At 69.0% G+C, this 24,220-nt stretch carries 23 protein-coding genes, 1 tRNA gene and 1 riboswitch; of the genes, 9 read left to right on the plus strand and 15 right to left on the minus strand.

What is annotated here, in order from left to right; genetic code table 11:
• Positions 1–506 precede the first annotated feature (506 nt).
• Entirely contained in the window at positions 507–1,691 is a 1,185-nt protein-coding gene (locus tag ACIBF5_RS00170) for a low temperature requirement protein A (RefSeq protein WP_396806496.1), read from the minus strand.
• A gap of 179 nt (positions 1,692–1,870) precedes the next feature.
• Between ACIBF5_RS00170 and ACIBF5_RS00175 the strand changes: the two genes are divergently transcribed.
• Positions 1,871–3,058: a low temperature requirement protein A gene (locus ACIBF5_RS00175; protein WP_396806498.1), complete on the plus strand. Its 1,188-nt coding sequence runs from the start codon at positions 1,871–1,873 to the stop codon at positions 3,056–3,058.
• A gap of 54 nt (positions 3,059–3,112) precedes the next feature.
• Here ACIBF5_RS00175 and ACIBF5_RS00180 read toward each other — a convergent pair whose 3' ends face one another.
• The gene (locus ACIBF5_RS00180; protein WP_396806500.1) at positions 3,113–6,313 is read right to left on the minus strand and encodes a S8 family peptidase; all 3,201 of its coding nucleotides are present in this window, start codon (positions 6,311–6,313) and stop codon (positions 3,113–3,115) included.
• Positions 6,313–6,735, minus strand: a complete 423-nt coding sequence (locus ACIBF5_RS00185; protein WP_396806502.1) for an RNA polymerase sigma factor — start codon at positions 6,733–6,735, stop codon at positions 6,313–6,315. The genes ACIBF5_RS00180 and ACIBF5_RS00185 overlap by 1 nt, the downstream gene beginning before the upstream one ends.
• A 211-nt stretch (positions 6,736–6,946) precedes the next feature.
• Positions 6,947–7,157, plus strand: a riboswitch (cobalamin riboswitch).
• Between the two features lie 114 nt (positions 7,158–7,271).
• Between ACIBF5_RS00185 and metE the strand changes: the two genes are divergently transcribed.
• Positions 7,272–9,512 carry a 5-methyltetrahydropteroyltriglutamate--homocysteine S-methyltransferase gene (gene metE / locus ACIBF5_RS00190; RefSeq protein ID WP_396806504.1) on the plus strand — a complete coding sequence of 747 codons (2,241 nt, stop codon included), beginning with the start codon at positions 7,272–7,274 and terminating at the stop codon, positions 9,510–9,512.
• Positions 9,513–9,755: 243 nt separating this feature from the next.
• Here the strand turns inward: metE and ACIBF5_RS00195 are convergent, their stop codons facing one another.
• Positions 9,756–10,271: a PDGLE domain-containing protein gene (locus tag ACIBF5_RS00195; protein ID WP_396806506.1), complete on the minus strand. Its 516-nt coding sequence runs from the start codon at positions 10,269–10,271 to the stop codon at positions 9,756–9,758.
• Between the two features lie 382 nt (positions 10,272–10,653).
• On the opposite strand from ACIBF5_RS00195, the gene ACIBF5_RS00200 reads away from it, so the two are divergent.
• A complete protein-coding gene (locus ACIBF5_RS00200) occupies positions 10,654–11,415 on the plus strand; it encodes an alpha/beta fold hydrolase (RefSeq protein ID WP_396806508.1) in 762 nt (253 codons plus the stop codon).
• A 390-nt stretch (positions 11,416–11,805) separates the two neighbouring features.
• Here the strand turns inward: ACIBF5_RS00200 and ACIBF5_RS00205 are convergent, their stop codons facing one another.
• From ACIBF5_RS00205 to ACIBF5_RS00230, 6 genes are all read right to left on the minus strand, one after another.
• A complete protein-coding gene (locus ACIBF5_RS00205; RefSeq protein WP_396806510.1) occupies positions 11,806–12,612 on the minus strand; it encodes a hypothetical protein in 807 nt (268 codons plus the stop codon).
• Positions 12,609–13,523, minus strand: coding sequence for an ABC transporter ATP-binding protein (locus tag ACIBF5_RS00210; protein WP_396806512.1), 915 nt, complete (start codon positions 13,521–13,523; stop codon positions 12,609–12,611). The genes ACIBF5_RS00205 and ACIBF5_RS00210 overlap by 4 nt, the downstream gene beginning before the upstream one ends.
• Entirely contained in the window at positions 13,516–13,731 is a 216-nt protein-coding gene (locus ACIBF5_RS00215) for a helix-turn-helix domain-containing protein (RefSeq protein WP_396806514.1), read from the minus strand. Before ACIBF5_RS00215 ends, ACIBF5_RS00210 begins: the two co-directional genes overlap by 8 nt.
• Positions 13,731–14,225, minus strand: coding sequence for a DUF2975 domain-containing protein (locus tag ACIBF5_RS00220; RefSeq protein WP_396806516.1), 495 nt, complete (start codon positions 14,223–14,225; stop codon positions 13,731–13,733). The genes ACIBF5_RS00215 and ACIBF5_RS00220 overlap by 1 nt, the downstream gene beginning before the upstream one ends.
• 578 nt (positions 14,226–14,803) lie before the next feature.
• Positions 14,804–14,877: transfer RNA gene (locus ACIBF5_RS00225), tRNA-Met, on the minus strand.
• A 131-nt stretch (positions 14,878–15,008) separates the two neighbouring features.
• A complete protein-coding gene (locus ACIBF5_RS00230; protein ID WP_396806518.1) occupies positions 15,009–15,803 on the minus strand; it encodes a hypothetical protein in 795 nt (264 codons plus the stop codon).
• Here ACIBF5_RS00230 and ACIBF5_RS00235 point away from each other — a divergent pair.
• The 3 genes from ACIBF5_RS00235 to ACIBF5_RS00245 are packed head-to-tail and all read left to right on the plus strand — an operon-like array spanning position 15,802 to position 16,885.
• On the plus strand, positions 15,802–16,017 hold the full coding sequence (locus ACIBF5_RS00235) for a hypothetical protein (RefSeq protein WP_396806519.1): 216 nt from the start codon (positions 15,802–15,804) through the stop codon (positions 16,015–16,017). The two genes, ACIBF5_RS00230 and ACIBF5_RS00235, sit on opposite strands and share 2 nt — an antisense overlap.
• A gap of 20 nt (positions 16,018–16,037) precedes the next feature.
• Positions 16,038–16,415 (plus strand): ArsR/SmtB family transcription factor, encoded by a 378-nt coding sequence (locus ACIBF5_RS00240; RefSeq protein WP_396806521.1) that lies wholly within the window; start codon positions 16,038–16,040, stop codon positions 16,413–16,415.
• Positions 16,412–16,885, plus strand: coding sequence for an SRPBCC family protein (locus tag ACIBF5_RS00245; protein ID WP_396806522.1), 474 nt, complete (start codon positions 16,412–16,414; stop codon positions 16,883–16,885). Before ACIBF5_RS00240 ends, ACIBF5_RS00245 begins: the two co-directional genes overlap by 4 nt.
• A gap of 75 nt (positions 16,886–16,960) precedes the next feature.
• Here ACIBF5_RS00245 and ACIBF5_RS00250 read toward each other — a convergent pair whose 3' ends face one another.
• Both ACIBF5_RS00250 and ACIBF5_RS00255 read right to left on the minus strand, forming a co-directional pair.
• Entirely contained in the window at positions 16,961–18,079 is a 1,119-nt protein-coding gene (locus tag ACIBF5_RS00250; protein WP_396806524.1) for an SPFH domain-containing protein, read from the minus strand.
• 5 nt (positions 18,080–18,084) lie between these two features.
• Positions 18,085–18,555, minus strand: coding sequence for an NfeD family protein (locus ACIBF5_RS00255; RefSeq protein ID WP_396806526.1), 471 nt, complete (start codon positions 18,553–18,555; stop codon positions 18,085–18,087).
• Between the two features lie 105 nt (positions 18,556–18,660).
• On the opposite strand from ACIBF5_RS00255, the gene ACIBF5_RS00260 reads away from it, so the two are divergent.
• A complete protein-coding gene (locus tag ACIBF5_RS00260; protein WP_396806528.1) occupies positions 18,661–19,986 on the plus strand; it encodes a serine hydrolase domain-containing protein in 1,326 nt (441 codons plus the stop codon).
• A gap of 94 nt (positions 19,987–20,080) precedes the next feature.
• Positions 20,081–20,413, plus strand: coding sequence for a hypothetical protein (locus ACIBF5_RS00265; RefSeq protein WP_396806530.1), 333 nt, complete (start codon positions 20,081–20,083; stop codon positions 20,411–20,413).
• On the opposite strand, the gene ACIBF5_RS00270 is transcribed toward ACIBF5_RS00265, so the two are convergent.
• Entirely contained in the window at positions 20,397–21,209 is an 813-nt protein-coding gene (locus ACIBF5_RS00270) for a DUF3097 domain-containing protein (RefSeq protein WP_396806532.1), read from the minus strand. The genes ACIBF5_RS00265 and ACIBF5_RS00270 overlap by 17 nt on opposite strands.
• A gap of 99 nt (positions 21,210–21,308) precedes the next feature.
• On the opposite strand from ACIBF5_RS00270, the gene ACIBF5_RS00275 reads away from it, so the two are divergent.
• Entirely contained in the window at positions 21,309–22,103 is a 795-nt protein-coding gene (locus tag ACIBF5_RS00275) for a hypothetical protein (RefSeq protein ID WP_396806534.1), read from the plus strand.
• 30 nt (positions 22,104–22,133) lie between these two features.
• On the opposite strand, the gene ACIBF5_RS00280 is transcribed toward ACIBF5_RS00275, so the two are convergent.
• Positions 22,134–22,913 carry an HAD-IIA family hydrolase gene (locus tag ACIBF5_RS00280; protein WP_396806536.1) on the minus strand — a complete coding sequence of 260 codons (780 nt, stop codon included), beginning with the start codon at positions 22,911–22,913 and terminating at the stop codon, positions 22,134–22,136.
• A 212-nt stretch (positions 22,914–23,125) separates the two neighbouring features.
• The gene (locus ACIBF5_RS00285; protein WP_396806538.1) at positions 23,126–24,157 is read right to left on the minus strand and encodes a ferrochelatase; all 1,032 of its coding nucleotides are present in this window, start codon (positions 24,155–24,157) and stop codon (positions 23,126–23,128) included.
• Positions 24,158–24,220: the final 63 nt, after the last annotated feature.

Consider the following 24,220-nt stretch of genomic DNA (forward strand, 5'->3'; position numbering starts at 1 on the left):
TTAGCGGGACGAGTAAACCGGACCCTGGAGTTCGTTTGCCGACGAGGCGACCTGAATGTGGTCGACCACACAGCACTCTCGTGAACCGGGAACACAGCGGGAGACCCCTACCGGGCCATGACCGCGAGCTGTGCCTTTCGCCCGGTGACCGGTCACCGGTCACCGGCCGGATGGACGAGCCGGACCCGTCCAGGCGCCAAAGCAGCGGAACGGGCCCTTCACAGAGTCGGAGGACGCGGAAACCGATTCTCGACACTGCTCGGCAACTGCCGGGACGCATCATCGAGACTGGCGCAGTGCGCACGCCCAATGTGCAGTTGGCCCTTCCCCAGGCGACGGCCGCAAGCCACAACGCCTCGGCCTCGTCTTTGGTTTCGCCGAGTTCGACCGCTACCCGGTGAGCCTCGATTGACAGTCGCGCACCGTCCGCGGGCCGGTCCTCGCAGTAGACGAGAACCCTGGGCAGCCAAGTTTCGGACAGCCCTCTGGCGAACCGCCGAGGCTGGTCAGTCGATCGGCAGCGGGGCACCGGCGAGTTGCCGCGACCAAACGCCCAGCTCGATGACCAGGGTGATCAGCAGAACCAGGTTCGCCACCAGCATGATCGCGATCGGCGGCAGCAGCGACGCAGCCGGGCCAACGGCTGCCAGGGCGCCCAGCGCGGCAAGCCGAGACCAGAGCGGCCGGCGAGTCGCGACGAGGTCGAAGAGCACGGCGCCGATCAGGAACAGCGCGGGGCCGCCAAGAAGCGCGGCGGTCCAGCCAGGTGTCGTCTCGCCGAACGGCCGCTCGATGACCAGCGAGACGCTCGCCGACATCAACACGACGCCGCCGACCATCACCAGATGCGCGTAGGAGGTGTAGGTGCTGGACCGGACCCGTTCCACGACCGCGAGCATCTGCGGCCCCAGCAGTTGCCGGACCCGGTGGAAATACAGCTGGAACAGCAGGACCACGCTGGTGAACGCGAGCGCGCACGCGGCCACCCGATCAGCCGTGAACCGATGTCCGGCAAGTCCCAGGCCAGCGGAGAGAACCAGCTCACCGAGCCCGATAATAAAGATCTCCCGGTGCCGCTCGGCCAGATGAGCACCGGTGAAGATCTGGCTTGCCGGTTGGGTCGCGCCGAACCGCGGAGTGGGCCAGCCAATCCAGGCAGCCCCAATATCGATCGCCACCGCGATCGACCAGAGCACCAGCCGGGCCGTACCTTCGGTGAACAGCCCGGCTATCCAGGGCGTGGCGCTGACCCCGAACCAGAAGGCGACCCGCACATGGCGGGCCTGGATGTCCCGGTTCACCCGGGTCCGGGGAATGAGCATGGCGCCGCGGGCCACAGCCATGGCGTAGTACGCGGCCACGAAAATCCACCCGTGCGACCCGAAAGCCTTCGGCACCGCGATCGCCATCACCAACGTGCCCAACATGAGCAGCAACACCAGGGCCTGGATCACCGGCAGTCGCGGACTGAAGAGGTCCGTCACCCACGCGGTCAGCACCCAGATCCACCACGCGGCGAGCAGCAGCACGGCGGTCTGCAGGGCGTTACGGAGGCTGAGATCGTTGCCCAGCCGCTCGGCGAGCCGGGAGAGCATGAAGATGTAAACCAGGTCGAAGAAGAGTTCGAGGAAGGTCGGATACTCGGGATCGCCGCGCCGGCGCAGAATCCGGGGCAGCGGGAGATTCGTCATCGCCTCGTCCTCACTGGCGTTTCACACCCCCCTTTCGGCCGGCGACCGGGCCGCCGCCTGGAGCGCTGGCCACGGGCCACGACGCCAACCCCGGGGCCCATATCACCTATAGACTTACAAACCGGGAGGCAGTTCGAGGGCTGAACGCAAGGAGCGTGGCGGGATGGGGTGACCGGTCGATGACGGACAGCAGCGCCGAGCAGGCCGCCGCCGAGAGCAAGGATCCGGAGCGGCCGGCGTTCCTGGAACTCTTCTTCGACCTGGTCTACGTCCTTGCGCTGATCACGCTTGCAGAAAAACTGGCCGTAGATCCGAGTTGGGCGGGCGCCGGCCAGACGCTGATCCTGCTCCTGACCTTTACGCTGCTCTGGGCGCTGACGGTGTGGGCGGGTGACTCGTTCGATCTGGGCAGTCCGCGGACCCAGCCGCAGGTCGTGGGGATCATGGCGGGCAGCGTGCTCCTGGCGGCCACGGTTCCCGACGCGTACGACTCTCGGGGACTGCTGTTCGCGGTGACCTACGTGACGCTACATCTCGCGTCCGGCCTCTACTTCCAACTGGTCCTGCCAGCATCCCCGCCCAAGGCCAGAGGCGGCCGGATCGTCGTCTGGGAAGCACTCGCCGCAGTGCCGTGGATCCTTGGTGGGCTGGCCGCCGGGACGACCCGCGCAGTGCTGTGGGCGGTCGGGATATCGGTCGAGTACCTCGGCGTCTCGCTCGGCTGGCCACTCCCCCGATCTCGCCGCGTCCCAGAGCCGCGGCTGGTCGGCGAGCGGATCTCCGAACGCTACCGCCAGTTCGTGATCATCGCGCTCGGCGCGTCAATCTTCATCGCCGGAACCTCGTACAGCGAACATCGATACACCGTACGGTCAGCGCTCGCGCTAGCCACGGTGTTCATGATTACTGTGCTGATGTGGCGGATCTACATCTACCGCGCCGGAGAGCTGATGACCGTCGCGCTCATCCGCGCCGTCACTCCGGCCCGGCTCAGCCAACTCACCGCAGTCGCCCATCTGATCATGGTGGCGGGGATCGTAGGCACAGCGGCCACCAGCCAACTCGTCATCGGGCGCCCGACCGGCGACACCCCACCCGCCTGGGTGGCAGTCATTCTTGGCGGTCCGGCCCTCTTCCTGATCGGACGGGGCCTACTCGACTATCTGGTCTTCGGACGGGTCGCCCGGACCAAGGTGGTCGGCCTGGTCCTGTTGGTCGTCCTGGCACCCGCGGCAGCCATGGTGCCACCGATCTTGGTAACCCTGATCGCCGCGGTCGTCCTCACCGCCATCGCCGCGGTCAGCCTGCCGCTGACCCGGGCGAACCCCCCACCTCCGGCACCGCCGAGGCTGACCCGGGCGGCCTAGGCCACCTCGGCCGACCGCACCCCACCGGGATGGAGTGCGGTCGGCCGACGTCCGTCATTTCAGCGCGTAGGCCCGGATGATGGTCTGGCGTTGAGCGTTGCCGTCGGGGTCGGTGACCACGGAACGCAGCGAGACGAACTCCGCGCCGACCGGGTGGTCGACGGTGACCGCCCACCGGCTGCGGTCGCCCCCGACCCTGGTCGGTTTCCAACTCCTGCCGTCGTCGTAGGAGACCTCGACAACCGGGGTGGAGACCCTGCCCGGGCTGTCGCTGCCATTGCGCTGCACCGAGACCGGGATCGTGAACGGCTCGCCGGCGGGTGCGGCGTTGTGGTCGTCGAGATCCGGCGCGTACCGCACCGCGAGCAGCGGCAGGTGGACGGCGTGCAGGGGATCGTCGTTGCGCTGCGAGGCGAAGGTCCACTCCACGTCGACCCGGGTGGACAGTCGGGCGTAGCCGGACCGGTCGGCGGTGGTTCGGAGCGTGTACACCGCCCGTTCCGGTCCGACATCGAACACGCCACGGGTCGCCTCGTCGGACTCGCCGATCACCTCACCGTCGCGCAGCAGTTGGGTCTTCCCAAGCACGAAAGTGTCACCCCAGCGGCCTCGGCCCTGGTCGGAGAGGAGCGACTGTTGGAGGTACAACTGGTCCAGGCCACGGAACGACGCGGCGCCCCCGTACCGGGCGTCGGCCATGGCGGGTCCGAACACGCCCACGTTCCAGCGTACGGTGGTGGTCTTGTTCCGGCGGAAGACCATCGGCGCGTACTGCGTGAACTGGGTACGGATCTCGCCGTCGACGACCTCGCTGAAGGCACGCAGGTCCCACGGCACGTCCGGGGTGTAGTACTCGGTCAGGGCGCCGGGCAGGGGGATGGCGACGGCGAACTCGCGGAGCCCGGTCGAGCCGGGTGTGCTCATGGCGTGCTCGGCGCGGACCTGGGCGAGGTTCTGTCGCCGGTCGTTCCACCCCGGCGTGCGGGGGATCCCGTCCCTGGTGCGCTTGAGCTGGTAGAGGTAGGGGCTGTTGTCGAACGTCTGGCCGTTCCACTTCGCCATCAGCGTCTCGACGGTGAAGGTGAAGTCGTCGTGGCGGGTGGTCGACGGTTTGACGGTCAGGTCGGGGAGTCGCCCGGCCGGTACCCAGGTCGTCGCGCCGACAGGGCCGCGTCCGTTCCCGAGTTCGCGGGTGTAGTCGAGCTGGGTCTGGACGTGCCGCGCGGTCCGGTCGTCGATCGTGATGTCGACCGGCACGGTTTCACGGGCGTCGTAGACCACCTCGGTGTCCCGGGTGACCACGAACGTCGGCTCGGCGAAGTCCGCCAGGCGCCCGGTGTCCGGGTCCGAGATGAAGCCGGTGTAGGTGTATTCCCCGCGCGGCAGGCGGAGGGTGATCGGGCCGGTGGCGAAGCCCTTGTAGATGCCGATGTGGTCGATCGGCACGAACCGGTAGCGGTACTCGTCGGCCGGCGTCCCGTCGTGACCGATCGCCTTCACGGTGACGTCGTAGCTCTCGATCTCCCGGCTCACCGCGACCGGCGTACGGACCGCGCCGCCACCGTTCGACGGGGTCGCGTTGACCACGCCGGTGAAGGCGCCGGTGGGTCCGTCGAAGGTGGTGTCGGCGGTGACGGTGGTGGTCGCCTGGCCACCGGCCGGCACGGTCAGCGTCGCGGGGGCGAAGGTGAACATCCCCTCCGGTGCCGGGGACCGGTCCTCGCTCCGGACATCGGCCGCGAGGTCGAGCGTGACCGGGCTGGTGCCGAGGTTGGTGTAGGTAACGGTTCTGCTGATCGGCTGGTTGTCGTGGTGCGGCCACCGCACGGTGCCCAGGTTGAGGTTCGTCGGGAAGGCGACCACCGTCGTCCTGACGGCCGCGGCGAGGTCGACCCGGCCGGCACCCTGCTCGAAGATCGTCAGCCCGTCGTTCGGGGCGGCGCTGCCCATGAGTGCGGCCTTGAGCTGGTCCGCTTTCCAGTCCGGGTGTGCTCCGGCGAGGATCGCGGCCGCGCCGGCGACGTGCGGGGTGGCCATCGAGGTGCCGGACAGCGGCAGGTGGCTCTGCCCCGGCTCACCCTGCCCGCTGTTCCTGGCCCGCGCTGCGGTGATGTCGACGCCGGGCGCGGTGATGTCCGGTTTGATCCCGCCGTCCAGGATCCGCGGGCCGCGTCCGGAGAACTCCGCCAGCTCGTCATCGCGGTTGACCGCGCCCACGGTCAGGGCGGCGTCAGCCGCGCCCGGCGACTCGATGCTGGCCGGGTCGTTGCCCGTGGCGACCACGAACAGCGTGCCCGTCCTGGCGGTGAGTTCGTTGACCGCCTGTGACAGCGGATCCGTGCCGTCGCTGGGGCTGCCGCCCAGGCTCATGTTCACCACATCGGCGCCCTGCGACGTGGCCCACTCCATGCCCGCGATGACCGAGGACTCGCTTCCGGTGCCGTCGTCGCCGAGCACCTTCGCGTTGAGGATCCGAGTGTCCGGCGCGACCCCCCGGTACCGGGCGTCCCGGCCGGCGACGATGGACGCGACGTGGGTACCGTGCCCGTGCCGGTCGTCGGGGTCGGCGCCGCCGGTGAAGTCACTCGCGCCCACCACCGCGTCGGCCAGGTCCGGGTGCCCGGCGTCGATCCCGGTGTCCAGCACCGCGACCGTGGTACCCGCCCCGGTGTGCCCGGCGCTCCACGCCACCGGGGCGCCGATCTGCGGCACCGAGTGCTCCAGCGAGGCCCGGACTCGCCCGTCGAGCCAGACCCGCTCGGCGCTCCGAGCCGTCGGCCAGTACACGGCGGAACGCTCCACGGAGACGGCCGTCACGCCCACGGCCGGCAGCACCCGGTTCACCCGGGCGGCCGCGCTGCGCGGTGTCGGGCCGGCGTGGTCGACGATCAGCGGCAGCCGGGGGGCCGTGGCGTCGTCGAATCCGGAGTCGACCAACTCGGTGACGTTGAACAGCCGCGGGTCCAGCCTGCCCGCTCGCAGGAGGGCCTGCGCGTCCTCGGGCACGATGTGTGTGTCACCCCGTTCGTCGGTGTACGAGTGGAACATCAGGTGTTCCCGGCCCTTCGCCGCCCGTACGTTCACCACGCGGGTACCGCTGACCGTCACCGTGTCGCCGGTCAGCAACGTCACGGTCGCGCTTTCGGCGGCGAGCCGCTGAGCCGTCACAGGGCTGGCCGCCGCCTCCGGCACGACCACCCCGGACGCCGCCGTGACGACGACCAGTAGCGCCGACAGTGCCGTTCTTCTTCGCATCACCATCTCCCCACTGTTTCTGGCAAGGGTTCGTTCGGCGCGGTGACCGCGCTGGTGACCCGGTCGGCGTGCGACGCCTCGGTGGTCGCCGGCACGTACGCCTGCCGCAGCCGGTACTCGCGCGCCTCCTCGCGCCGATGCTGACTGACCGTGTTGGTGGCGATCCCGTACAGCCACGGCCGGGCGTCCGGATGGGCGGTGTCGAACCGCTCCCGACGGCGGAACGCCGCCAGAAACGTCTCGGCGACCAGGTCGTCCGCGATTTCGGCACCGCGCCGCCTCGCCAGGTAGCGATGGATGTACGGCTCACGCCTGTCGAAGATCGTCGCGAAGCTTCCGGGATCCCGGACGGACCGCTCGATCACCGCCGCGTCCGTCAGCACGCCGACGTCGGCGGTCCTGACTCGTCTCAAACGATTCATGCACGACCTTTCGCGGACCGGGGAACCATCACCTGTTATCCGCAGGCCACACGAAAAGGGTTCACGGGCTGGGCGCCCACGTCGCCGAGCGCCGACGAACGGCGAGTGCCGACCGCGTTCCAGCGGCGGACATCGGAGGACACGTCAACCAGCTGGCGGTACCCGTCCCGCGTCTCGGACAGCCTCGCTCGTAAACCGTTGTGGGACCCGTACGATGGTGGGCGGTGCTGGTTCGCCCGACCCTCACAGGTCGGGCGTCGTAAGAGGGAACCCGGTGGAAAACCGGGACTGCCCCGCAGCGGTGAGTGGGAACGACCGCCGTCAACAAGCACTGGACCGGAAGGTCTGGGAAGCGACGGCCAGTAGGCGACCTTGTGTCATGCCCACGAGTCCGAAGACCTGCCAGCGCTGCGCACGCCGCCCGGTGTGCGCCGCCGGCGGTCCCTCGGGAGGGCCAGGGCGGAGAGACGGCACCTCGCTGTGCCCTGTCTTCCCCTCTCCCGTGCCCGCCGGGCACTTCGAGGGAAGGACCCCCTGTGAGCACCACCGCATTTGGTCAGAGCACCGTGCTCGGCTATCCGCGCGTCGGCGCGAATCGCGAGCTGAAGAAGGCCGTTGAGGCGTACTGGGCCGGCACCATCGACGCCGACAGCCTGGAGAACATCGCTGCCACGTTGCGGGCTGAGGTCTGGCGGACGCTGCGTGACGCCCGCCTCGACTCGATCCCGTCGAACACCTTCTCCTATTACGACCAGGTGCTCGACACCGCGGTCGCCGTTGGAGCAATTCCCGACCGGTTTGCCCGCCTGGGTTTGTCCGAGTTGGACACCTACTTCGCTATGGCCCGGGGTGTCGACGCCGAGCCGGCCCTCGAACTGACGAAGTGGTTCGACACGAACTACCACTACCTGGTGCCGGAGATCAGCGCGGGTACCGTCTTCGCCGCGAACCCGGCGAAGGCACTGCGGGAGTACGCCGAGGCCCGCGACCTTGGCATCAACACCCGCCCGGTGTTGGTTGGGCCGGCGACCTTCCTGCTGTTGGCCAAGGGCGACGATCCGTTCGCCCGCCTCGACGAGCTGGTCGAGACGTACTCCGGAATCCTCACCACGTTCGCGGAGGCGGGCGTGGCGTGGGTGCAACTGGATGAGCCCGCCTACGTCGCCGACCGCACCGCCGCCGAGATCGACGCCCTGCACCATGCCTACACCCGGCTCGGTGAGATCGCCGATCGGCCGCAGATCTTCGTGGCCACCTACTTCGGCGAGCTCGGCGACGCCCTACCTGCCCTGCTGAACACCCCGGTCGAGGCGGTCGGACTGGACCTGGCCGCCGGACCGGGCAACCTCAAGCGGCTCGCCACCGCAGGCCCGCTGCGCGGCAAGACCATCGTCGCCGGCCTGGTCGACGGCCACAACATCTGGCGTACCGACCTACGCGCCGCCGTCACCACCGGGGCGACGGTCACCGGGCTCGCCGACCACGTAGCCGTCTCCACGTCCTGCTCGCTTCTGCACGTCCCGGTCGACCTGTCCGCCGAGACCCGCCTCGACCCCCAACTGTACGAGCGGCTCGCGTTCGCCCGGCAGAAGGTAGACGAGGTCGTCCTGCTCGGACGCGCGCTACGCGACGGCACCACGCACCTGCCCGCACCTCTGCCGCCCGCCCCGGCGGTGTGGCGGCACGACAACGTCCGGGCCCGACTCGCCGCGCTCGACGCCACCGACCGGCAGCGCGGCGACTACACCAACCGGGCCGCCCGCCAGCAGGAACGGCTGGGGTTGCCGGACCTGCCGACCACCACGATCGGGTCCTTCCCACAGACGGCCGAGTTGCGCAAGGCCCGCGCCGCACTGCGCGCCGGCACCCTCGACGACGCCGGCTACACCGAACGGATGCGCGCCGAGGTCCAGCACGTCATCCGGCTTCAGGAAGCGCTGGGCCTGGACGTGCTCGTGCACGGCGAACCGGAACGCAACGACATGGTCCAGTACTTCGGCGAACAGCTCGACGGGTTCGCCGCCACCGACCACGGCTGGGTCCAGTCCTACGGCTCCCGCTGCGTACGCCCGCCGATCATCTACGGCGACGTGACCCGCAAGGCGCCGATGACCGTGACGTGGTCCACCTACGCCCAATCATTGACCAGCAAGCCCGTCAAGGGCATGCTCACCGGCCCGGTCACCATCCTCGCCTGGTCGTTCGTCCGCGTCGACCAACCCCGGGCCAACACCGCCGACCAGGTCGCGCTCGCTCTGCGAGACGAGTGCCGCGACCTCGAGGCGGCCGGGATCGGGGTCATCCAGGTGGACGAGCCGGCGCTACGGGAGACACTGCCGCTACGCAAGGCCGATCAGAAGGCGTACCTGGACTGGGCGGTGGCCGCATTCCGCCTGGCGACCAGCGGCGTCGCCGACGACACCCAAATCCACACCCACCTCTGCTACAGCGAGTTCGGTGAGGTGATTACCGCGATCGACGCCCTCGACGCGGACGTGACCAGCATCGAAGCGTCCCGCTCGAAAATGGAGGTCCTCGACGACCTCGCCGCGATCGGCTACCACCGAGGCGTCGGACCCGGCGTCTGGGACATCCACTCGCCCCGGGTCCCCACCCACGACGAGGTGGTCGACGCACTACGCGGAGCCGTCGCGGCCGTCCCCGCCCGCCGCCTCTGGGTCAACCCCGACTGCGGCCTCAAAACACGTGGATACCCCGAGGTCGAGGCATCACTGCGGCACCTGGTCGCCGCCGCCACCGAGATCCGCGGGAGCTGACAACACTGCGCCGGGTGGGCCCTCTCGGGGACCCACCCGGCTTGACCCGGATACCCGCCCTGTTGCTGGAGACCGACGACGACCGTCACCGCTACCAGGAGGCGCAAGTCCGCCGCGAGCATCGCCTCACTCTGCGGCTACCGCGACGTCGAGGCGTCCCTGACACGGCCCGGCAAGGCCGCCCTCCTAATAGAAAGTTCGCTCCAACCATCGGCGCGATCCTCAACTCCGATCCCCCAAAAGTCAGCACCCCGAAACAGCGGCGGCCGACGTGGTAGCCGCCGCACCAAGTTCCGGCCCGGCGCGGGTGCCCCGGCGACGGGTCAGCCAGAAAAGGCCACCACCGAGGGCGAAGGTGATCAACACGCCGGCGATCCCGGACAGACCGGTGGAGAGGTACGCGTTCTCCACCCCCTTCACGCCGTAGTCGGCGAGCGGGCTGTCGGCGAGTTCGTGGTCCTTGGTCTGCTGCGCCGGGCAGCTTCCGCCGGTGATGTTGTCGTCGGCGTCGAAGGTGCAGCCCGTACGGAGCGAGGAGTCAAGCCCGTCCGGGTGGCATCCGCGATGACGCCCTGGGCCGTCGCGCCGGACAGTGCTCTCGTGCCGCCCGTACCTGTCATCAGGTTCCACGGCCAGACCGGGCCGACTACTGATACCGGGTGCGACATCGCCAGCGACGACAAGATGGTTCATCGCCCGCAGTAGGAGGTTGGGGACGGGTGGATCGCCGGTGAGGTCGTCGGCCGGTGGGGCGAACATCGCCCGTGCTGCCCACATATCCGGAGCTGCGTCCGAATCATCGGCAAATTTGATCGATACCCTTGAAGACGGGGGCGCAGCGGACAGTGGGGCGAACCGTCCTGGACATCGAAGGAGTTGGACTATAACCCGACAAGCAACCGCGCAGCAGATCGACTCTCTGCCATACCGGGCTACCTCGTGTTTTTTCGTCCGGACCAGTCCGTCCGCCTTCCGCCCAGGCGGCGTCTCCCAGTGTGTAAGCCTCGGCCCGCACGGTGAGGTGCTGCGGGCGGGTCTTGGGAGCCGGGCGCCGAGTGGGTGACCAAGTAGCACTGTACCGTCAAGGGCCGACCAGCGCTGACCAGCGTCGATTACTTAGGGTGAGAGTGAGGTGATGAGGATGAAGGTGATCTTCGTGCACGGCGTACCCGAGACATCCCGGGTCTGGGACGACCTGCGCGCACAGCTCGACGTCGAGTCAATGGCGTTACAGCTTCCCGGGTTCGGGGTGCCCGTGCCGGAGGGATTCGTGCCGGACAAGGACGGGTATGTCGCCTGGCTCGTCGACGAGCTGCGGCGCTTCGACGAGCCGGTGAATCTGGTCGGGCACGACTGGGGCGCGTTGCTGGCGCTGCGGGTGGCGACCTTGGGTGAGGTCGAGTTGCGCAGCTGGGCGGTGGACGTGGCCGGGGTCTTCCACCCGGACTACGAGTGGCATCCGTACGCGGTGAGCCTGTGGGAGCCGGGTACCGGGGAGCAGGTCCTGGCGGCCCGGCGCGACGCCGCGCCGGATGACCCGAACGGTTCGATCGCGTTTCAGGTCAGCCTCGGTGTGCCGCTGGAGGCGGCGGTGCGGATGGCAGCGGCGCACGACGAGCTGATGAGCCGCTGCATTCTTGGCCTATACCGCTCCGCTCGGCCAAACGTAGGCGCCGACTGGGGCGACGCGCTCACTGGGCCGACCGTCGCGCCAGGTTTGGTGCTTACCGCCACGGCGGACGCGGTCGAGAACGAGCAGTGGTCCCGGGAGGTGGCCGACCGGCTGGACGCGCGGGTGGAGCGGCTCGATGGTATGGGGCACTGGTGGATGTTCGACCGGTCCGGGCGGGTCGCGGACGTACTGCGCGACTTCTGGCGCTCGGTCGACGGGCGGACGCAATAAGAACGTGACGCGGGGATGTGCTCCGCAACCCGAACACGGTCCGTAGCTACGCGACCGGCGTCGGAAAGACCGCCGAGCGCATCGGTGAGGCCCGCCCGTTGGGGTCGGTCGCGGACGAACAGATCGGCGAGGCCCTGGAACCGCTGTGGGCACGGCGGCGGCCAATCGTTCTTCGCCACCATCAAAGCCGAGCTACTCGACCGGCGGGCCTGGCCCACCCGCGACGCCGCCCGTGCGGTGAGCGGGACTACGACTCGGCGTGGATCACCATCAGCCCACCGGCCGGCGAGGCCGGCGACTGCCACAGCCTGCTCGTGCGCCGCCGGATCAGCGACGGCGAGCTGGCCTTCTACCGCTGCTGGACACCCACACCGGTGCCGTTGCGGGCGATCATCGGTGTGCGTCGGTGCGTCGCAGCCGTAACCAGCCGAGCAGCGCGACGCCTATGCCCCAGGCAAGGAGGACCGCGACCGAGGAGGTCATTGTCATCCCTGGCACTTGCCGCGTGATGATGAATATCGTGCCGGAGCCGGGCAGGATCTCAGCTATCGCGGAGGTGAACGTGCCGAATTGCCGTAGCACCTGCGGAAGGACGAGCATCAGGAGAAACATGGTGACCAGTGCCCCGGCTGTGTTGCGCAGCACGAAACCGATCCCGGCCCCGATCGTCGCTCCAGCAGCGAAAACGGCAGCGACCGTGCCGACGAAAGCCGGAAACTCGTTGAGCTGCAGGGTGAGCGCGGAACTGGCGGTCATGAACGCGGTCAGTGCCGCCATCACGGCGAGCACCACTCCGGCCCCTGTGGCGGTCGCGACGGTCACGAGCGAGCGGGCGAGGAACAGGACCGTTCGGCGCGGCGTCCACTGCAACGCTGGCACGATGCCACCGGTGGCGTAGTCAGCGGTCACCGTGATTGCCGCGAGGCTCAAGAGGGCGAACTGTGCTGGCAGGGCAATGAAGCGGACCTCTGTCCACGCCGACTGGCTGGGCAATTCCGCCGGGCGGGCCGCGGACTCGAAACCGGCAATAGTGCCAAGAGCCAGCATCACGAATGCCGCTGCGGCAAGGAACCACCAGGTGGCTTTGACGCTCCACAGCCGGGCCCACTCGGCCGCACACGTTCTGGCGAAAATCCGTCCGATGGAGACGTTGGGGCGCAAGTCATCGCGGTCGGAGACGATCGTGGTGGCCGTCATGGCGTTTCCTTAAGGCTGTGGTGTTCCACGCTGCCGTTGGTCAACTCGAGGTAGGCGTCTTCGAGGGATTGGTGAACTTCGGACAGGTGGTGCACGGCGACATTCAAGGTGTGCGCCAGATTGCCAACGTCCTCGGCGGTGCTGTTGCCGACCTTCAGTTCATGTGGGTCAACGCGTTCGACGGTCAGGCCCTGCTCGGTTAGCCGGCTGGACAAGAGGTCCGGCTGTGGGGTGCGGACACGCACCTGGCGGTTTCCCAGCCCGTTCAGGATGTCCTGCGTCGTCGCGTCCGCGATCAGGCGGCCGCGGCCGATGACCAGCAAGCGATCAGCGGTCTGCTGTATCTCGCTCATCAGATGACTGGACACCAATACGGTGCGGCCTTCGTCGGCGAGCTGGCGCAGCAGGTCGCGGATCCACAGGACACCGTCGAGGTCTAAGCCGTTGATGGGTTCGTCGAACAGCAGGACCCGTGGCTCGCCGAGTAGTGCGGCGGCGATGCCGAGCCGCTGGCGCATTCCTAACGAGTACCCTCTGATGGGTCTGCCAGAAGCACCGGTGAGCCCGGCCTGTTCGATGACCTGTTGCACCCGGCGCATCGCAATGCCGTTGGTCTTGGCCGCGATGCGCAAGTGGCTGCGCCCGGTCCGTCCCGGGTGCATGAAGCTGGGATCAAGGAGCGCGCCGGCTTCCCGCAGCGGTTCGGCGAAGGTCGCGAACGGTCTTCCGTTGATGAGCGCCTGCCCCGAGGTGGGCCGGTCGAGGCCAAGCATCATCCGCATCGTCGTGGACTTGCCGGCACCGTTCGGGCCGAGGAATCCGGTCACCTTTCCGGGTTCCACGTCGAAGCTCAGGTCGTCGACAGCCAGGATGCTGCCGTAGCGTTTGGTCAGTCCCCGGACCTCAATCATCGCTGTCTCTTTCCCAGCGCAGCAGGTCTCCCGGCTGGCATTCGAGGGCTTCGCATAGTGCTTCCAAAGTGGTGAAACGCACCGCCTTGGCACGGCCATTCTTGAGGACGGCTAGATTGGCGGGAGTGATTCCGATGAGGTCGGCTAGCCCGCTGACGGAGATCTTGCGTTTGGCCATCATGACATCGATATCGACGATGATGGGCATCAGACCACCTCATCGAGTTCGGCCTCAAGGTGCGCGGCCTGAGCGTCGCGGGCGACGGCTTGGGCCAGGAGCATCCGCAGCACGAGCACGATGAGAGCAGCGCCGAGGATCGCCACGACGACTCCGCCCATGATGAGGAGCATTCCAGGGGTGTCACCCTCGCCGGGGGCCAGGATGATCACGAGGGCCGCCGCCAGGACAGCGGCTGCCAGGATCGCGCCAATCACGATGTCGACATAGCGGAAAGCCGCGTGGGAGAACACGGTTCCCCGTTTCACCATGGTCACGAGGCGCCAAACACAGACCAGGATGACCTGAAAGGTCAGTAGGCCAAGGATCACGATGGCGATCACGACATAGGGACTGTTCCCGGCTGCGAGGCCTTCGTCAAGCTGCACCGCATTGGAGGCCACCATCACGACTTGCAGGTAAAGCGAACCGGTGAGGAGCGCCACGATGACGGCCCGCAGCGCGAGCACCGTCAGCTTTCCCATCGTCTCTCCTTCGATCGAACCACGATGGAAATCTACCGCTATTCGATAGGCATGGCAACTCTCTCAGCGAGCGGGCGAGCCCGCTGCGAAAGCTGGAGTAGAACGACAGCACCCCGCGCGCCCGGGTCAAGGTGACCGCCGTCACAGTCAAGGCCGAGAACCGCACCCGTCCACTCCGCCATCCACAGAGACACGAAAATCCACATTCGGCGTCAAACCGGTCAGAGCACTCTGGGGGTCGACCGCCAGCACGGGCATGCCCCGCCGCAGCACATGACGCCGATGGCACCAAGGCCCACCCCACCCAAGAACCGCCATGAGCGTCGATATTTACAGTCCGATCAACACAACCAAAGGATCGATGCTCGCCCGACCAGGACCCGAGGGATGCGCGGAACACGGCCACCCGAACATCGGAAGATACTAATCTTTACCTCGGTAGCAAATGCGAGAACGATCCACGTCCCGCTATCCCGGGTTGCCTCGGTTTTTTCGTGTGCCCGGACTGTGCCCGGAATGAAAATCAAGAACCCGCCCCCAGAAATTCGGGGACGGGCTCTGACCTGCACTTTCCTTTGTAGCGGGGACAGGATTTGAACCTGCGACCTCTGGGTTATGAGCCCAGCGAGCTACCGAGCTGCTCCACCCCGCGTCGGCAACAGGTAGAACCTTAGCGCACCCGTTCGACCACACCCGCACGGGGTCACCCGCCCCGGTTGCTTGCCGTGGATCCAGATCGGACAGAGGCTTGGGACAGGCGACGACGGGAGCCGTACCGCGCCGTCAGGGGCCGGCGAGTTGGTTGCCGGGGGTGACGCTGGCGGCGACCACCTCGGTCTCGCCGGCGATGGCGCGTACAAGCCGAGCCCGTCCGACGGTGGGTACGAGGCGGCCGGCTCGCCAGGCCACGCCGAGTCCGGCGGCCAGTACGAGGAACGCGCCGAGGGTCTGCAACAGGCCGGCGAACATCCCGGCGATCCCGACCAGCGGGGCGGCGAACATCAGCAACCACCCGTCGGAGTAGCTGAAAACGCCGGAGTGCAGCACCGCCCAGCCGGCCAACAGCCAGCCGAGTGTGTAGAGGCTGGCGCCGGTCAGGGCGAACGCACGTCCGGCTCCGCCGTACACCGTGGTGCCTTCGGGCAGCCCGGCAAAGGGCAGCATCAGCATCGCCCCGGCCAGGGCCGCCAGCAGCCCGGCCGTCGCGGTCCCCCGGCTGCGTGCGGTGACCAGCAGTCCGGTGACTGCCATCAGTGCCAGCAGGCCGAGCCAGATCGCGATCGCCCATAGCACCAGGGGGAACGAACGGCCGTCGGCCGAGACCGGAGCGGGACCGTCGCCGATGAGCGTGACGATGCCGTACAGGAGGGCTGATCCTGGCAGGATCCAGACCGCGCCTCGGGCGAACCGGCGCAGGGTCCAGGCCCAGGAGGTGTCGGTTGCCGGTTCCGGCTCGGACCCTTCCTCGAAGAAGGGCAGCAGGTGGAATCCGCCGGATGGCCGGGCCGGCTGGGCCGATGGCCGGGGTACGGGCGAAGAGCCTTTCACCGGTCGCTTGGGCTTCATCGCGTGGCTCATGCGTCACCTCGCTCCACTCGCCGGACTTCGTGTCAAGGTTCCGCACGAACGCTCGGCCTACTGGTCACCGCTCGGCTCTAGCCCGATCGTGGCAAAGCCGAGTGGGGCGGCGCCGGGCTTCGCGTTTTTCCGTACGACCGGCACGACCGCGACCGGCGCCGCCACGTTCGGCAGGGTCAGCCGGGACCGGCACGTCTGGTTGACAAAGTCGTAGGCGGGACAATACTTAAGCGAGTGCTTAACCAACTCGATCGGCAGCTCGACCTGATGTTCCACGCGCTCGCGGATCCGAGCCGCCGCAGCATGGTGGAGCGGTTGAGCCGAGGGCCGGCATCGGTGAGCGAACTCGCCCGGCCGCTCACCATGTCGCTGCCGGCGGTGGTGCAGCACCTCCGGGTGCTGGAAGCCAGCGGGCTCGTCCGGTCGGAGAAGGTCGGGCGGGTGCGGACCTGCCGCATCGAACCCGCGGCGTTCAGCCAGTTCGAGCAGTGGATCACCGATCGGCGCAGAGGCTGGGAACGGCGCCTCGACCGACTGGGCGACTACCTCGCCGAGCATCCCGACGAGCCGGACGAACATTCCGCAAAGCCATCAGACAGGAGCGGACCATGAGCCAACGGTCGATCACCCACGCGAGCTTCGTCATCGAACGCGAGTACGCCGCGTCGCCCGCCCGTACCTTCGCCGCCTGGGCCGACCCCAGCGTCAAGACCCGCTGGTTCGGCGACCCCGACGGGTCCGGTGCGTCCGAGTACCACCTTGACTTCGCTGTCGGCGGCAGGGAAACCAGCCGAGCCCCGCTGGCGGATGGCTCGACCTACTCCTACAACGCCCTCTACCAGGACATCGTGCCGAACGAACGGATCGTCTACACCTACGACATGCACCTGGGCGACGACCGGATCTCGGTCTCGCTGGCGACGATCGAGTTCCGCCCCGAGGGCACCGGCACCCGACTGGTCCTCACCGAATACGGTGCATTCCTCGACGGTCACGACAAGCCGGCAGACCGGGAGCAGGGTACGGGCGACCTGCTCAACGCGCTCGGCGCGGAGCTCGACCGCCAGGCCGCGCAGGGCTGAAGCAGGGCTGAACCACACACGCGTGGTGGCCGTACCCCGGGTGGAACAACCCCGAGGCACGGCCACCACGATCGATCAATACCGCTCGGTACGGTCCGGATCCGTGCTGGTCTCGTCGAGCAAACTGGCCGGCGAGACGGGCTCGGGAGCGGGCAGTCCCTTGGCGCCGGAGGAGGACGTCACCTGCGCCTCGGCCGCCCGTACCTGGTCGTGCACCTCCTGGGCCGCCGCAGCCGCGGCCTGGGCCGCCTCGGCCGCCTCGCGCTCGACGTCGCTCGCGGTCCTCGACGCCTCCGGAGCGGGCGCGTCACCGGCCATCCCGGCCAGGCCGCCGAGGGCACCGCCCAACCCTTCGAGTGCCTTGGTCAACTCGGCCGGTACCACCCAGATCTTGCTGGCCTGACCGTTGGCGATCTGCGGCAGCGCCTGGAGGTACTGGTAGGCCAGCACCTTCTGGCTCGGATTGGCCTGGTGGATGGCGTCGAAGACGGTCCGGATGGCCTTGGCCTGACCTTCGGCCTCAAGAATGCGGGCCTGCCGGTCACCGTCGGCCCGCAGCACCGCGGCCTGCTTCTGCCCCTCGGCGGTGAGGATCTGGGACTGCTTCTGCCCCTCGGCATTCAGGATCGCCGCACGACGGTCCCGCTCCGCGCGCATCTGCTTCTCCATCGAGTCCCGGATGCTCGGCGGCGGCTCGATCGCCTTGATCTCCACGCGGGTGACCTTGATGCCCCACCGGCCGGTGGTCTCGTCGAGCACCCCGGACAGGTGGCGATTGATCTCCTCGCGACTGGTCAGCGCCCGCTCCAGATCCAGCGAGCCGATGACGTTGCGTAGCGTGGTGACGGTGAGCTGCTCGATCGCCTGAAGGAAGTTGGAGATCTCGTAGGTCGCCTTCGCCGAGTCGACCACCTTGAAATAGAGCACCGTGTCGATCGAGACGACCAGGTTGTCCGAGGTGATCACCGGCTGCGGCGGGAAGCTGACCACCTGCTCACGCATGTCGACCTTGGTCCGGACCGCGTCGATGAACGGCACCAGCAGGTTCAGCCCGGGCTGCAGGGTCCGCTTGTACTTACCGAGCCGCTCGACCACGTCCTGCCGCTGCTGCGGCACGATCCGCACCGCCTTGGCGAATGTGATCACCACGAGTAGAGCCACGGCGGCGAACAACACCGCGATCGCCACATCCATACCGCTCACCTTTTCGTATCCGAAGACGTATCGGTTGAAGAATCGTCCCGCCAGACCATGGCGGTCACACCTTTGAGTTCGATCACCCGGACCCGCTCGCCGGGTAGGAACACCTGGCTGGCGTCGTAGGACCGGGCCGACCAGACCTCGCCCTCGATCTTGACCGCGCCGTGCGCGGTATCGACCTGTTCCAGCACCAGCGCGTCGGCACCCTCGATCGCCTCCACCCCGAACGGCCGCTCGCCGCTCTCCAAGGCGGAGCGCCGATGTCGTCTGATCACCGGTCGTACCGCCACCACGGTCAGCGCGGAGACGAGGGCGAAGACCAGGACCTGCGCGAGCGGCGGCGCGCCGAGGGCCGCCGCGCCGGCCGTGACGAGTGCGGCCACACCGAACATCAGGAGGAACAGCGTCGTGGTGAAGACCTCGGCCACCAGCAGCACGACGCCGAGAACGATCCAGAGGAGGGGTTCCACCATTCGATCCTGTCACGGTGGCGCACGCTTCGACGACCAGTGGAAACCGCCTGGATAGGTAAGATCACCGATTGCCGTACCCGGTCGACCGAGAGGGCCGTCGCCATGGCGTTGCTGCTCGACACCACCCGTCGTCTCGACACCCTCGTGGCGCAGACCCAGGCGAGCGCGGCGGTGCCGACCCTCGTCGCCGGGGTGGTCCGGGACGGGGTGCTGGCCCACGTCACCAGCGCCGGCGAGCCGCCGCCGGACCCCGGCACCCAGTACCGGATCGGTTCGATCACCAAGACGATGACCGCCGCGCTCGTCCTCCGGCTCCGTGACGAGGGACGACTGGCCCTGGACGACCCGCTCGACCGGCACCTGCCCGGCACCCCGGTCGGCACCGTCACCCTGCGCCAACTACTGGGGCACGCCAGCGGCCTGCAACGCGAACCGGAGAGCGACGGCTGGTGGGAACGGACCGAGGGGACCGACCTCGGCACCCTGCTCGCCGGGCTGACCCCGGCCAAGCTCGCCCACCCGCCGTACCGGGTCTTCCACTACTCGAACCTGGCGTACGGGCTGCTCGGCGGCGTACTCGAAGGGCTCACCGGGCAGTCGTGGTGGGACCTGTTGCGCGAGCGGTTCCTCGGCCCGCTCGGCCTGACCCGGACGTCGTACCAGCCGGAGGCGCCGTACGCCCTCGGTTATGTGGTCCACCCCTGGCACGGCACCCTGCGCGAGGAGCCGCGTACCGACACCGGTGCGATGGCCCCGGCCGGGCAGCTCTGGGCCAGCACCGCCGACCTGGCCCGGTGGGCGGCGTTCCTGGCCGACCCCGACCCGGCCCTGCTCGCCCCGGAGACGGTGACCGAGATGTGCGCGCCGGTGGTGATGAACGACCTCGACTCGTGGACCTCCGGCCACGGTCTCGGCCTGGAGCTGCACCGCAGCGGTGAACGGGTCTACGTCGGTCACGGCGGCTCGATGCCCGGCTACGTCGCCGGCATGCTGGTGCACCGGCCGACCCGGACCGCGGTGGTCACCTTCGCCAACGCGTACGGGTTCCGCGACGGCTCCATCGGCGCCCTGACCCGACAACTGCTGACCGAGGTGCTCGACCAGGAGCCGGACCCGGTCCGGACGTGGCGGCCGGCCGACGCGCTGCCCGAGCCGGCGGTGGCCGAGTTGACCGGTCGCTGGTGGTTCATGGCTCGGGAATTCGAGGTCGGCTGGGACGGGGAAGCGGGGGAACTGCTCTTCACCCTGCTCCGGCCGGCCGGGGCGGCGCCGTGGCGGTTCGCCCGGCTGGAGCCCGACCGGTGGCGCGGCCGGTCCGGGATGAACGACGGGGAGATCCTCACCGTACGTCGGAACCCGGACGGGACCGTACGGGCGCTCGACATCGCCACCTTCGTCTTCACCCGCCATCCGGACCAGCTCGACTGAATCGGCGGCGACTCACGACACCTGCGGGGCCGGGCTGACCGGGTCTGGTTCACGGGCGCCCTGGTCGACGGCCGGCTCACCGTGCAGGTAACGAATGGCCAGCACGCCGACGGTGATCAACGCCCGGCGGTACGGTTACCAGGTTGCGATAGAGGTAGCCACGGAACAGCAGCTCCTCGGGAAGTGCCTCGTACAGCAGGACGAGCACCACCAGGAGCGCGACGGACCGGAGCACCTCGGCGGCAGGTGCGTGCACCTCGACCGTGGCCCAGCCGAGCGCCACCGCCAGGAGCAGGCCGACCGGGACCGGTACGAGGTACGCGGTGGCACCGACGAGCAGCGGACGCCAGCCCGGTACGCATGGACGTCAGTCTCGGCCCTGGAGTCAAACGGCCGACGTTTTTCCCAGGTCAGGACGGTACGGTAACGAAGTCGATCATCCGCTCGACCGCGTTGATCAACGGTGTCTCCACGTCCTGGTAGCTCGACACCCGGGAAAGGATCAACCGCCACATCTGTGCCGGCTCGGCCACCCCGAGCGCCGCGCAGACCCCCTCCTTCCACGGCTGCCCCGGTGGCACCACCGGCCACGCCCGGATACCGAGCCGGGCCGGCTTCACCGCCTGCCAGACGTCGACGTAAGGGTGCCCGGTCACCAGGACGTACGGAGACGTCACCCCGGCCACGATCCGGCTCTCCTTCGAACCCGCGACAAGGTGGTCGACGAGCACACCGAGCCGCCGCTGGGACCCCGGGCCGAACTCGCGTACCCGCGCGGGCAGCTCGTCGATGCCGTCCAGCGGCTCCACCACCACACCCTCGATCCGCAGGTCGTCGCCCCAGATCCGCTCCACCAGGGCGGCGTCGTGGATGCCCTCGACCCAGATCCGGCTCGCCTTGGCCACCTGGGCACGTACCCCGGCGACGGCGACCGAACCGGAGGCGGTCCGCCGCCGGGCGGCCGGGACCGCCGCGGGCGCCGGCCGACGCAGCGTGACCGGCGAGCCGTCCAGCAGGAACGCCGCAGGCAGCAACGGGAAGTTGCGCCGCCGGCCGTGCCGGTCCTCCAGCACCACCGCACCGGACTCGAACCCGACAACGGCGCCACAGAAGCCCGAGTCGGCATCCTCCACCACCAGGTCCGGCTCGGCGTCGACCTCGGGCACCGCCTTGCGTCGCCGCCAGTTCCCTGCCAGTACGTCCTCGCCGTACATCCTCCCCATGGCGCGACGCTAACCCGATTCGGGTGATCGGTGAAGCAGACGCGCCGCGCCCCGCCGGCACCCGAGACACGGCAGCGGTGAACACGTACCCTTGCCTGCATGTCCCCCGCAACGGGCGCGGCGACCCTTGCGCCGCGCCGGTCGAGCCGGTTCGTGGCCTGGGTACGCGCATGGCGCGCCGGGCTGGTGCCCTATGACGAGGTTGCCGACGAGGTGGCCGGTGACGAGGAACACCTCGTTGCCGACGCTCCCGGCACCTGGACCGACGTGCCGCTCGCCGACGCCCTGCCCACCCTGTCGAAGCTCTCCCCGGACGACATCCGGCTGGTGCTGCCCGCACCCGGTGACCCGCGCGGCCTACCCGGCCCCGGTGCGTTCGCCGGTGCGGCGCTACTCGCGGGCGAGGCGGTGATCGCCGGCAACATGGGTCTGATCCCGGAGGTACGGCTGCACACCTCCGGCTCGGGAATGACCTTCGAGACGGTGCTCTGGCGGGTCTACCCGCTGCCCGAGGCGGCACCGGTCGCATCGCTGGCGCACCACCCCGGGCCGGCCGAGGCGGAAGCCGACCTCGCCACCGCCCTGGCCGAGGCGACCGCCGCGCTGACCCGGCTGGACGTGGCCCACTGGCGGCCCGAACTCGCCGGGGCGCTGGCCGCGTTGCGCCGCCCGGACGGCGGCACCGACCTGCCGCCCGGTTTCGACCCACGGGCGCGCCGGCTCTTCGCCCGGGCGAGCGTGCTCGACCAGGTGCTCGCACTCGCCGAGCACGTGGCCCCGGGCGGCGCGGTCAACACCTACGAGGTACAGCAGCGGGACGCGGCACTGCGACCACTCACGGTCGCCTGCCGACGTGCCCTGGTGGCCGCCTGCAACGCCCCGCTGACCAACTGACCCGCGTCGGCCGGCCCGCCACGCGACGGGTCAGATCTCGTCCATCAGGTCGACCACCGAGTTGATGATGCGCGACGGCCGGTACGGGTAACGCTCGACCTCGGCCTGGTTGCTGATCCCGGTCAGCACCAGGATCGTCTCCAGCCCCGCTTCCAGTCCACAGAGGATGTCGGTGTCCATCCGGTCACCGATCATCGCGGTCGACTCGGAATGCGCGTTGATGGTGTTCAACGCCGACCGCATCATCATCGGATTCGGCTTGCCGACGAAGTACGGCTCGACCCCGGTCGCCTTCGAGATCATCGCCGCGACCGACCCGGCGGCGGGCAACAACCCTTCGTTGGAAGGGCCGGTCACGTCCGGGTTGGTGCAGATGAAACGGGCGCCGGCCTCGATCAGTCGGACCGCCTTCGTGATCGCCTCGAAGCTGTAGGTCCGGGTCTCCCCCAGTACCACGTAGTCGGGCGCGAAGTCGGTGAGGATGTAACCGACCGCGTGCATCGCCGTGGTCAACCCCGCCTCACCGATCACGTACGCGGTGCCGCCGGGGCGCTGGTCGGCAAGGAACTGGGCGGTGGCCAGGGCTGCGGTCCAGATCGCCTGCTCGGGCACCTCGAAACCCATCCGCGCCAGCCGGGCCTGGAGGTCACGCGGCGTGTAGATGGAGTTGTTGGTCAGGACCAGGAACGGTTTGCCGGAGGCACGCAGCCGGTTGATGAACTCCGGTGCGCCGGGCACCGGCTGTCCCTCGTGCACCAGCACGCCGTCCATGTCGGTCAGCCAGCTCTGCACGGGCTTTCGTTCCCTCATGCCATCCCCTCGCTACGCCAGCTCGACCGACCCGGTCCCGGCCCGCCGGAGCGGGAATCGTGCCTGTCACCAGCCGCCGGGGCGGTGGTGTGCGTCCCCCGAACCTGTCAGGGACACCGGGCGACCTGTCAGGGACGCCGGGCGACCTGTCAGGGACGCCGGGCGACCTGTCAGGGACGCCGGGCGACCTGTCAGGGACGCCGGGCGACCTGTCAGGGACGCCGGGCCACCGGCACGCAACAACCCGCAGGGCAGGTGTCCCAGACCGGGAGCGTACCGAGGCGACGTCGCGGCGACGTATCCGGCGGGTTAACCCGCTCGATGACCAGTTCGCGGACCATGGAGACGAACCGGGGGTCGGTGCCGGGGGTGCCGGCGCGGGCGAAGTCCAGCCCGAGCCGCTTCGCCGTGGCGGCGGCCTCGGTGTCCAGGTCCCACACCACCTCCAGGTGGTCGGAGACGAAGCCGATCGGGCTGACCACGACCGAGCTGACCCCGTCGGCCGCGAGCACCGCCAGGTGGTCGTTGACGTCCGGCTCCAGCCACGGTACGTGCGGCGGGCCGGACCTGCTCTGCCACACCAGGTCGTAGCCCAGGTCCGGGGCGGCGGCAGCGGCGACCAGCGCGGCGGTCTCACGCAACTGCGCCTCGTACCGTCCGCCCTGCGGCCCGGCGGCGGCGGCCATCGCGGTCGGCACCGAGTGGGCGGTGAAGACCAGGCGGGTGGTGGCCCGCCGGGCCGGGTCGAGCGTGGCCAGGGCGGCCCGGACCGCGTCGGCGTGCGGCTCGACGAAACCCGGGTGGTCCCAGAACTGGCGCAGCTTGTCGATCATGGGCGCCTCGGGGCCGACCGCAGAACGGGCGGCAACCAGGTCCTCCTGGTACTGCCGACACGAGGAGTAACCACCGTAGGCACTGGTGACGAAGGCGAGCGCGGTGCCGATCCCGTCGGTCCGCATCTGCGCCACGGTGTCGGCGAGCATCGGGTGCCAGTTCCGGTTGCCCCAGTAGACCGGCAGGTCGACCCCGTTGGCGGCGAAATCGGCGCGGATCGCGGCGAGCAGGTCACGGTTCTGCTGGTTGATCGGGGAGACGCCGCCGAAGTGCTGATAGTGCTCGGCGACCTCGGCCAACCGTTCCGGGGGTACGCCGCGCCCCCGGGTCACGTTCGCCAGGAACGGCAGCACGTCCTCGGGCCGCTCCGGACCACCGAACCCCACCAGCAGCAGTGCCTCGTACGCCATGAAGGATATTCTTCCCCCGCCGTCTTTCCGGCGCGGCAGGACCCCGGGCTATAGCGAGCGCGG

It is taken from the genome of Micromonospora sp. NPDC050417, assembly GCF_044458865.1.
In the GTDB taxonomy this organism is placed as follows: Bacteria; Actinomycetota; Actinomycetes; order Mycobacteriales; family Micromonosporaceae; genus Micromonospora_G.

Excerpts from the sequence above, each read along its gene's own strand:
- ACIBF5_RS00215 (WP_396806514.1), bottom strand. The coding sequence starts at position 13,731 with ATGCCCATCATCGTCGATATCGATGTCATGATGGCCAAACGCAAGATC.
- ACIBF5_RS00185 (WP_396806502.1), bottom strand. The coding sequence starts at position 6,735 with ATGAATCGTTTGAGACGAGTCAGGACCGCCGACGTCGGCGTGCTGACG.
- ACIBF5_RS00170 (WP_396806496.1), bottom strand. The coding sequence starts at position 1,691 with ATGACGAATCTCCCGCTGCCCCGGATTCTGCGCCGGCGCGGCGATCCC.
- ACIBF5_RS00280 (WP_396806536.1), bottom strand. The coding sequence starts at position 22,913 with ATGAGGGAACGAAAGCCCGTGCAGAGCTGGCTGACCGACATGGACGGC.
- ACIBF5_RS00250 (WP_396806524.1), bottom strand. The coding sequence starts at position 18,079 with ATGGATGTGGCGATCGCGGTGTTGTTCGCCGCCGTGGCTCTACTCGTG.
- ACIBF5_RS00210 (WP_396806512.1), bottom strand. The coding sequence starts at position 13,523 with ATGATTGAGGTCCGGGGACTGACCAAACGCTACGGCAGCATCCTGGCT.
- ACIBF5_RS00230 (WP_396806518.1), bottom strand. The coding sequence starts at position 15,803 with ATGAGCCACGCGATGAAGCCCAAGCGACCGGTGAAAGGCTCTTCGCCC.
- ACIBF5_RS00205 (WP_396806510.1), bottom strand. The coding sequence starts at position 12,612 with ATGACGGCCACCACGATCGTCTCCGACCGCGATGACTTGCGCCCCAAC.
- ACIBF5_RS00180 (WP_396806500.1), bottom strand. The coding sequence starts at position 6,313 with ATGCGAAGAAGAACGGCACTGTCGGCGCTACTGGTCGTCGTCACGGCG.
- ACIBF5_RS00265 (WP_396806530.1), top strand. The coding sequence starts at position 20,081 with ATGGCCAGCACGCCGACGGTGATCAACGCCCGGCGGTACGGTTACCAG.
- ACIBF5_RS00195 (WP_396806506.1), bottom strand. The coding sequence starts at position 10,271 with ATGTTCGCCCCACCGGCCGACGACCTCACCGGCGATCCACCCGTCCCC.
- ACIBF5_RS00270 (WP_396806532.1), bottom strand. The coding sequence starts at position 21,209 with ATGGGGAGGATGTACGGCGAGGACGTACTGGCAGGGAACTGGCGGCGA.
- ACIBF5_RS00260 (WP_396806528.1), top strand. The coding sequence starts at position 18,661 with ATGGCGTTGCTGCTCGACACCACCCGTCGTCTCGACACCCTCGTGGCG.
- ACIBF5_RS00235 (WP_396806519.1), top strand. The coding sequence starts at position 15,802 with ATGCGTCACCTCGCTCCACTCGCCGGACTTCGTGTCAAGGTTCCGCAC.
- ACIBF5_RS00175 (WP_396806498.1), top strand. The coding sequence starts at position 1,871 with ATGACGGACAGCAGCGCCGAGCAGGCCGCCGCCGAGAGCAAGGATCCG.
- ACIBF5_RS00220 (WP_396806516.1), bottom strand. The coding sequence starts at position 14,225 with ATGGGAAAGCTGACGGTGCTCGCGCTGCGGGCCGTCATCGTGGCGCTC.
- ACIBF5_RS00275 (WP_396806534.1), top strand. The coding sequence starts at position 21,309 with ATGTCCCCCGCAACGGGCGCGGCGACCCTTGCGCCGCGCCGGTCGAGC.
- ACIBF5_RS00245 (WP_396806522.1), top strand. The coding sequence starts at position 16,412 with ATGAGCCAACGGTCGATCACCCACGCGAGCTTCGTCATCGAACGCGAG.
- ACIBF5_RS00285 (WP_396806538.1), bottom strand. The coding sequence starts at position 24,157 with ATGGCGTACGAGGCACTGCTGCTGGTGGGGTTCGGTGGTCCGGAGCGG.
- ACIBF5_RS00200 (WP_396806508.1), top strand. The coding sequence starts at position 10,654 with ATGAAGGTGATCTTCGTGCACGGCGTACCCGAGACATCCCGGGTCTGG.